The organism is Embleya hyalina, from assembly GCF_003967355.1.
In the GTDB taxonomy this organism is placed as follows: Bacteria; Actinomycetota; Actinomycetes; order Streptomycetales; family Streptomycetaceae; genus Embleya; species Embleya hyalina.
Map to the genome: position 1 here is coordinate 57,324 of NZ_BIFH01000060.1, position 6,974 is coordinate 64,297.

A 6,974-nucleotide genomic window follows, 5' to 3' on the forward strand; every position below is an offset into this window, starting at 1 on the left:
ACCGTCGCCGGATCGGCGGATATGTGCCGTCCGATGCGTCGCTAGATTGCGGTGAATCCGCCGTCGGCGGCGACCACGGCCCCCGTGACGAAACTGGAGCGGGGCGAGGCGAGGAAGCACAGGACCTCGGCGATCTCCTCGGGCTGCGCCACCCGTCCCAGGGGCTGCGCGGCGGCGAAGGACGCCAGGTAGGCGCGACTGTCGGGGCGGATCGTGTCGAGGAAGTCCGTTTCGATGACGCCCGCGGCCACGAGGTTGGCGCGGATGCCCAGCGGGCCGCCCTCGACGGCGAGCACTTTGGTCAGCTGGGCCAGAGCGCCCTTCGACGCACTGTAGGCGACGCCTTCGGGCAGGGCGACGGTGGAGGCGTACGAGCCGGTGCTGACGATGGCACCGCCGCCGCGGCTCTTCATGGCCCGGAACGCCTCACGGGCGCAGAAGAAGGAGCCACGGGCGTTGACCGCCATCACGGTGTCCCAGTCCTCTGCCGTGGTTTCGGTGAGGAGCTTGTTCTGGGTACGCCCGGCATTGTTCACGAGGATGTCCAGTCCGCCGAAGGCATCCAGGGCCGTGGCCACCGCGCGGTGGGCGGTCTCCTCCTGGGTGATGTCACCGATTGTCGCGACGACGCCGGGAAACTCTCCCGCCAGGTTCGTGACGTCGGGGCGGAGGTCGAGGGCGACCACCCGAGCCCCGCGGGCGTGAAGGAGCGCCACGGTCTCCCGGCCCACCCCTCGCGCGGCTCCGGTGACGAGGGCGATCTTCCCGGCGAACTCGGCGAACTCGGTGGATTCGGTGGGTTCGGTGGATTCGGATGTTGTGGCGGACGTGGTCGCAGGTGTCATGGTGCGGTCCCGGGAGAAGGTGAGTGTGAGTGCGGGCGCCGGTGCGAAGCACCTGGAGTGCTGTGCTGTGCTGCCGTGCGGTGTACCGATCGGGTGGGTCGCGCCGTCGATGCACCACGGCAGGCCCACGTGGACGTCGTACGGCCGGGTTGTTCAGTGCGCGGTGAGCCCGCCGTCGACCACCAGTTCCGCGCCGGTGATGAACGAGGAGTCGTCGCAGGCCAGGAAGAGGATCGCGGGTGCAATCTCCTCGGCGCGGCCGGCACGGCGCATGGGGGTGCGTTGGATATCCGGCTGCTGGTCGCCCTGTTCGTCCAGAAGGTCCTGGATCATGGGGGTAGCGATCACCCCGGGGTGCAGTGAGTTGATGCGTACTCCCTGCCGGGCGTACTCGACTGCGGCGGTTTTGCTCAACAGGCGCACGGCTCCCTTGGACGCCTGGTAGGCCGCAGCCGCACCGCTTCCTACCAGGCCGAGTACGGACGACGTATTGATCACCGACGCGTTGCCGCTCGCACGCAGGAGCGGCATCGCCGCCTTCATGCCAAGCCAGGTGCCTTTCTGGTTCACGTCGATGACGCGGTCCCACTCCTCTTCCCGGGTGTCTTCGATACCCGGCCAGTCGAGGATGCCGGCGAGGTTCACCAGCACGTCCAGCGTTGTGAACCGGTCGCGTACGACGGCGACCACTTCGTCCCACTCCCGCGCGGAGGAGACATCGAGGCGGGCGGCGACGACGTCCACACCGCGTGCCCCGATCCGGTGGGACAGCTCTCGCAGGGGGCCTTCGGCGATATCGGTGATCACCAGGCGGGCGCCTTCGCGGGCGAAGAGTTCGGCGGTCGCCGTGCCGAGGCCGCCGGTCGCGCCCGTGATCAGCGCGACCTTCCCCTCAAGTCGTCGTCCTGTCATGGATATCGTCCTCGATTCTCATTGCTGCCGGCTGACCGGCTGACTGGCTGACCGGCTGCTGTATCGGGTCTTTTCGTCCGCCGAAGGCGGATTCGCCTCCCGGCGCCAGGGCGGCCGTGGCCCGGCCTTTCCTACGACCGGTTTCACTCCCGGTAGAGCACGAGGTGCTCGTGATGGAGCACTCCATCCCGGATGTCGCCCGTGGCGGTAAAGCCGGTGTCGTCGACGTAGTCCAGGTGGCTCCCGGTCACCGTGTACCGGCCGGTGTACGCGCCGGCCCGGCCGCCGCGGGCTTCCTCGTAGCGGCCCTCCGGCAGCAGTTCCTGCCGGATGTGACCATCCGCGGTCACCCACATCCCGACCACGTCGACGTGGTCGTCCTCAACGGGCCCGGCCATGGCGGGGCTCCTCTCGTCGAACGGTGCGGTCCTTCCCGCTCCACCGAGTCTGCGCAGGTCGGCGGCCGTCAACCAGGACGCGTGCCGCCGGGGTGCAGCACACCCAGGCACCACACCGAGCCGCCGCCTAACCTGCATACATGGACGACAACCACCTGGGAGACTTCCTGCGCACACGCCGCGCCGGCCTGCGGCCGGAGGACGTCGGCATGACGAGCCACGGGGTCCGCAGAGTCACCGGACTGCGCCGCGAAGAGGTCGCCGTTCTGGCCGGGGTGAACGCCGACTACTACACGCGCCTGGAACAAGGCCGCGAGCGCAACCCCTCACCACAGGTAATCGACGCACTCGGCCGCGCGCTGCGCCTCGACGCGGACGCACGCGCGCACCTGTACCGGCTGGCCGGGGCCACGCCGAACGACGGGCCCTCCGCCCATGCCGCCGAACGAGTCGGCTCTTCGCTGCGACAGCTGATGGACGGCTACCCGAACACGCCGGCGTTCGTCATGAGCCGGGCCCTGGACCTCCTCGCCGTCAACGCCCTGGCCGATGCCCTCTACGCTCCGTTCAAGCCGGCGGACAACCTGGCCCGCATGACCTTCCTCGACGCCGCGGGCCGCGACTTCCACATGGACTGGGACCGGGCGGCACAGGCCACCGTCGCCAACCTTCGCGAGGCAACCGGATTCGACCCGGACAACCCACGGCTGCGTGAACTCGTCCGCACCCTCACCGAGCACAGCACGGACTTCGCCCGCCTCTGGAACGCCCACACCGTGCGCGGCAAGACCCGGGACGCCAAACGCTTCCTCCACCCGGACGTCGGCCCTCTCGCCCTCACCTACCAGGCTTTCGACGTACGCGACGCCCCCGGCCAACAGCTCGTCATCTACCACGCCGAACCAGGCAGCCCCAGTGCCCAGTCCCTCAGTCTGCTCGGTTCCATCCACGCCACCCGGCGCCGGCCCGCCTCCGGGCCCCATCGCTGATCAACCGACGGAACAGGGAGATGGGTCGGCGATACCGGCACCGACCGGCACCGATTCCCAATCGGCTGATGTCTGTCCGAGCTGTCCGAGCTGTCCGAGGCAGTGGATGATCGACAAGGATCGTTGCCATGACCTACGTGATCGAATCCGCTCGACCGGACGACGCCGCGGGGTTGGGGGCGTTGCTGCTGAGAGCGTGGCTGCAGACCTACCCCAACCCGGAGCTGGGGATCGACGAGTACTGGATCCGTGAGCATCGGGGTTCGTCGGCCACGGCGGAAGGCATCGCCCGGTGGCGGAAGTTCGTCGAGGCACGGAACCGGCAACCGGACCTGCTGTTCTGCCGTGTCGTGCGTTCCGATACCGGGATCGTCGGCGTTCTGTGCGGGCGCCGCGGCGAGATGGTCACCCTCGGGCCGATGTATCTGCTGAGCCACGTCCAGGGCCGGGGGCTCGGCGCCCGCATGATGACCGAGTTCCTCACCTGGGCCGGAGCCGCACCCGTATGCCTGTGGGTCACCGAGTACAACGACGACGCGATCCGCTTCTATCGACGCCACGGATTCGAGATCACGGGCGAGCGAGAGCTGTGGCGGGGAAGGCTGCCGAACCTGCGCATGACCCGCGAGCTCACATCCGGCGTCGACCACAGCCGAGTGGACCGCGCGGGGTGATCACGCCGATGGCACAGGCGCCGGGCGGATCGGCCGGTTGGGCCGGTTGGGCCGGGGGCGGGCCGACGGCGCCGGCCCGGGAACGGGCATCGAGCGCGTCCCGACCGAGGAACGCGAACCGTACACCACCCGCGCCGACCCCCGTCGACGGGCGGGCTGTGGGCCCCGGTTCGCGGGGCAAGCACACGATGGGTGAGCCTCCATCCGTCCTCGGTGACCTGTGACCAGCCGTCGGCGCGCAGGAGGGCGACGTTGCGGACGACGACGGGGCTGGTCCACATGCGTTGGTTCATCGACGGCGCGAAGTGCACGCCGGGTCCGTGTACACCCCGACGCGCACGTCCGCTCCCACCTCCGCTCACTCGAACGCGACCGTTTCCCACGCGTCGACGACGCTGTTGCGGGCGCGCAGCATCCCGTAGTTCCCACCGCGGTAGTCGAGTTCGGCGGACACGTACCTGCGGTTGGCCCAAGACCGGATGGTCACGTTCGTCCGGCACTCCGCGGACTTCGCCGACGCGAGCCGGCTGACCACGGCGGACAGGGACTGCGTCGTGGTCGCGGGCGGCGACGAAGCGAACGAGGCCCATGCGTGGGGAGCGAGCACGGAGGTTGACACGGTCACGGCGGCCGCCAGGGCGAGTGCTCGGTCCACTCCGCCTGTGGCGACCATTGGTCGTCTGCGAAGGCCGAACTCATCCGAGACCTCACCGCCACCTGTCTCGAGCTGAAGAACTCGACTTTATGATCGGAAGGTTCACCTCACTATCGGCCCCCGTCCCTGGAAGTGAAATCGGGCGTATGGAATGGTTCACGGCCGTCCGCGAAACCGAACCGCGCCACCCGCACGCCTTCACCGACGGCCTCGAACTCGACAGCGCGGCAGTCGATGCCGCCCTTACGCCGTCCCCCACAACGCACGCACCGAAGATGTCATTACCCTGACCAAACGCATCATGAGGAAAAGGCACGGAAGAGCAGGATTCAACCTCCTCCGCCACCGCGTCCTTCTCCCGTGACATTCACGCTGAGCCACAGCATGGTCGGGCGCGTCGGTCGAGTGCCGGGGTGTGATAGTGGTGAACTCACGTATTCGACTGTCGCGAGTGCCGCTGCCCAAGCGGTCGTTGTAGTCCCTGTGCGTGCCGGGGTGTCGCAGGGACATGATCTACGCTGTTGAACAAAGGGTGTCGATGGTCACGGCGAACGCCCCGGTGCCGCAATCTCGCATGAGAGGAGAGGACGCCAATGGTTGATCCGAGCGCGGGCTGGGCCCTTGGGACGGGCCTGATGGCGTTGGGCGGGGCGGTCCACTTCGTGCGGAACGAGGTGGCGAGGGGAAACATCCGTCGCAACTCCGCGGTGGGCATCCGGACGAAGGCCACGATGGCCTCCGACGTGGCGTGGGAGGCCGGTCACGCCTCTGCGGGACCGCTGCTGACCGCGACATACCTGACCGCTTACGCGGCCGGGGCTGCCGCTTTCACCCTGGCTCTGGCGGTGTCCTTGAGCGGTGGGGGCAACTCGGCGGTCCTCGTCGTCCCGTTGGTGGGCATGGCCGCCGTTCTCGGGCTCCTGACCGCCGCAGCCGTCAGGGCGAACACCGCTGCTCGTCAGGCAGCTCGTACCAGCGGCTGAATCAGCCGCTTCGAACATCACTGCCAAAGAGCGGGGACATGCGGGCTTTCGGTTCGTGCAGGGCAGTTGTACGGGTGGAACGCTGCATGAATACGTCGCTCACCGGCCGGACGAACGCTCCGGGACGACGCCCCACAACCACCTCCACGATCATCGCGGGAGAGTTGTTGGGCGCGGCGGGGTCGGAGGTGGACGACCTCGTGGTCACCGTCCACGAGAAGATCGTTGGCGCCGATGGTGCGTACGACTTCGACGCCACCGTCCGATACAGGTCCGCGGGGATGGCCTTCCTGGTGGTCGTCGAGGCCAAGCTGCACCGGAATCCAATCAAGCGTGAACTCGTCCAGGTGCTTCACCAGAAGATCCACAGTGTCGGGCGCGCACAAGGGTGTAATGGTTGCCACTTCGCCGTACCAAAGTGGTGCTGTCGAGTTCGCGGCGGCGCATGGTATTGCTCTGGTGACGGTCACCGAGAGCCGCTTCGTATTCGCGACCAGGGACACCGCGACCGCGCGCCCCACGTTCGTGGCGCATTACGGCGGTGGGGCGGGCTCGCGGAGTCTGGTGCTGTCCGCCGACGACGATGACCATGCGGCTTGTGTCGCGACGTTCCTGTTGGGACGGCCGGCCTGACATCCTCCGGCTACGTGCCGACGTGGATGTGCGACGCCCACGCCGATGGGTCATCCGGCCATCGGTCGCGCATTCGGCGGGTCGCGCCGTGGACAGCCTCGGCAACGCCCGCGCCGTCGGCGATCGCCGAGTAGATCAGGTCGGCGACGTCCACCGGCTGCCAGTCACCGATCCGCCACAGAGTGCCGATCACGTGCCGATAGCCGGCGAGTTGGAAGGCGGAGGCCAGGTGGATCGCCTCGTCGGCCGGCCGACCGCTGGGACGCGCGGTGGAGCACGCGGACAGGAACGCCGGTTCGGCGTCGTCCATCCGGAGCCGGTGCGGTGACCGCGGATCTGTCGAAGAGACCTCACCGAACGCATCCGCGCGACGTTCGTGTACGCGGGCATCGACGTGACCGCCACACCGTTGTTCGCGGGTGCACGCGGGGCGCAACTCGCCGAACGGGCCTCGCTGGTCGAGTGCGGGGCGTTCCCCGCACGGTCGGGGAAACGCGAACCGTTCACGGAGTCGATCGCCGGAGTGGAAGCCGCCCTCGACCCGAAGCGCGCACCGCGCACCGCGCAGGTACACCACCGCCGTCGAGGACGGCACCGCACGCAACACCAAAAACCCGGCACCGCCCCGGCACACCCGGCCCCGCACACCCGGAGGGAACAGTTCAACGACTGCGCAGGTAGCGCCCGGGCGTGGTGCCGACCGTGCGGCGGAATGCCGCCAGGAACGCGCTCGCCGTGGCGTACCCCACGGCGTGTGCCACGCGTGAAACCGGCTGCCCTCGGCCAACAGCCGCAGCGCGGCCCGCAGGCGCACCTGGGTTCGCCATTGCTCGAAGCTCATGCCTGTGTCCTGCACGAACAGTCGCGTCAACGTCCGCCGGCTTT

At 68.6% G+C, this 6,974-nt stretch carries 10 protein-coding genes and 1 pseudogene; 4 read left to right on the top strand and 7 right to left on the bottom strand.

Translation table 11 applies throughout. The features are described from left to right. Positions 1-41 precede the first annotated feature (41 nt). The 3 genes from EMA17_RS49480 to EMA17_RS49490 all read right to left on the bottom strand — a co-directional run bounded on the left by EMA17_RS49480 (position 42) and on the right by EMA17_RS49490 (position 2,155). Complete coding sequence (locus EMA17_RS49480) at positions 42-845, bottom strand: SDR family NAD(P)-dependent oxidoreductase (RefSeq protein ID WP_126643771.1); 804 nt, start codon at positions 843-845, stop codon at positions 42-44. Between the two features lie 153 nt (positions 846-998). Next, positions 999-1,757, bottom strand: coding sequence for an SDR family NAD(P)-dependent oxidoreductase (locus EMA17_RS49485; RefSeq protein WP_126643772.1), 759 nt, complete (start codon positions 1,755-1,757; stop codon positions 999-1,001). A gap of 143 nt (positions 1,758-1,900) precedes the next feature. Beyond that, entirely contained in the window at positions 1,901-2,155 is a 255-nt protein-coding gene (locus tag EMA17_RS49490; protein ID WP_126643773.1) for an Atu4866 domain-containing protein, read from the bottom strand. A gap of 140 nt (positions 2,156-2,295) precedes the next feature. Between EMA17_RS49490 and EMA17_RS49495 the strand changes: the two genes are divergently transcribed. Both EMA17_RS49495 and EMA17_RS49500 read left to right on the top strand, forming a co-directional pair. Further along, positions 2,296-3,144, top strand: a complete 849-nt coding sequence (locus EMA17_RS49495; protein WP_126643774.1) for a helix-turn-helix transcriptional regulator — start codon at positions 2,296-2,298, stop codon at positions 3,142-3,144. A gap of 128 nt (positions 3,145-3,272) precedes the next feature. After that, entirely contained in the window at positions 3,273-3,818 is a 546-nt protein-coding gene (locus EMA17_RS49500; RefSeq protein WP_126643775.1) for a GNAT family N-acetyltransferase, read from the top strand. 358 nt (positions 3,819-4,176) lie between these two features. On the opposite strand, the gene EMA17_RS49505 is transcribed toward EMA17_RS49500, so the two are convergent. Continuing rightward, on the bottom strand, positions 4,177-4,425 hold the full coding sequence (locus tag EMA17_RS49505) for a hypothetical protein (protein WP_126643776.1): 249 nt from the start codon (positions 4,423-4,425) through the stop codon (positions 4,177-4,179). Positions 4,426-5,066: 641 nt separating this feature from the next. On the opposite strand from EMA17_RS49505, the gene EMA17_RS49515 reads away from it, so the two are divergent. Further along, positions 5,067-5,456, top strand: coding sequence for an SdpI family protein (locus EMA17_RS49515; RefSeq protein WP_126643777.1), 390 nt, complete (start codon positions 5,067-5,069; stop codon positions 5,454-5,456). Between the two features lie 17 nt (positions 5,457-5,473). Here the strand turns inward: EMA17_RS49515 and EMA17_RS49520 are convergent, their stop codons facing one another. Beyond that, the gene (locus EMA17_RS49520) at positions 5,474-5,812 is read right to left on the bottom strand and encodes a hypothetical protein (protein ID WP_126643778.1); all 339 of its coding nucleotides are present in this window, start codon (positions 5,810-5,812) and stop codon (positions 5,474-5,476) included. Positions 5,813-5,849: 37 nt separating this feature from the next. Here EMA17_RS49520 and EMA17_RS49525 point away from each other — a divergent pair, with 37 nt between their 5' ends. After that, the gene (locus EMA17_RS49525) at positions 5,850-6,089 is read left to right on the top strand and encodes a hypothetical protein (protein ID WP_126643779.1); all 240 of its coding nucleotides are present in this window, start codon (positions 5,850-5,852) and stop codon (positions 6,087-6,089) included. Between the two features lie 10 nt (positions 6,090-6,099). On the opposite strand, the gene EMA17_RS49530 is transcribed toward EMA17_RS49525, so the two are convergent. Both EMA17_RS49530 and EMA17_RS49540 read right to left on the bottom strand, forming a co-directional pair. Continuing rightward, positions 6,100-6,399, bottom strand: coding sequence for a CHAT domain-containing protein (locus tag EMA17_RS49530; protein ID WP_126643780.1), 300 nt, complete (start codon positions 6,397-6,399; stop codon positions 6,100-6,102). Positions 6,400-6,751: 352 nt separating this feature from the next. Then, positions 6,752-6,974: pseudogene (locus EMA17_RS49540) on the bottom strand (helix-turn-helix domain-containing protein); the annotation flags it as partial.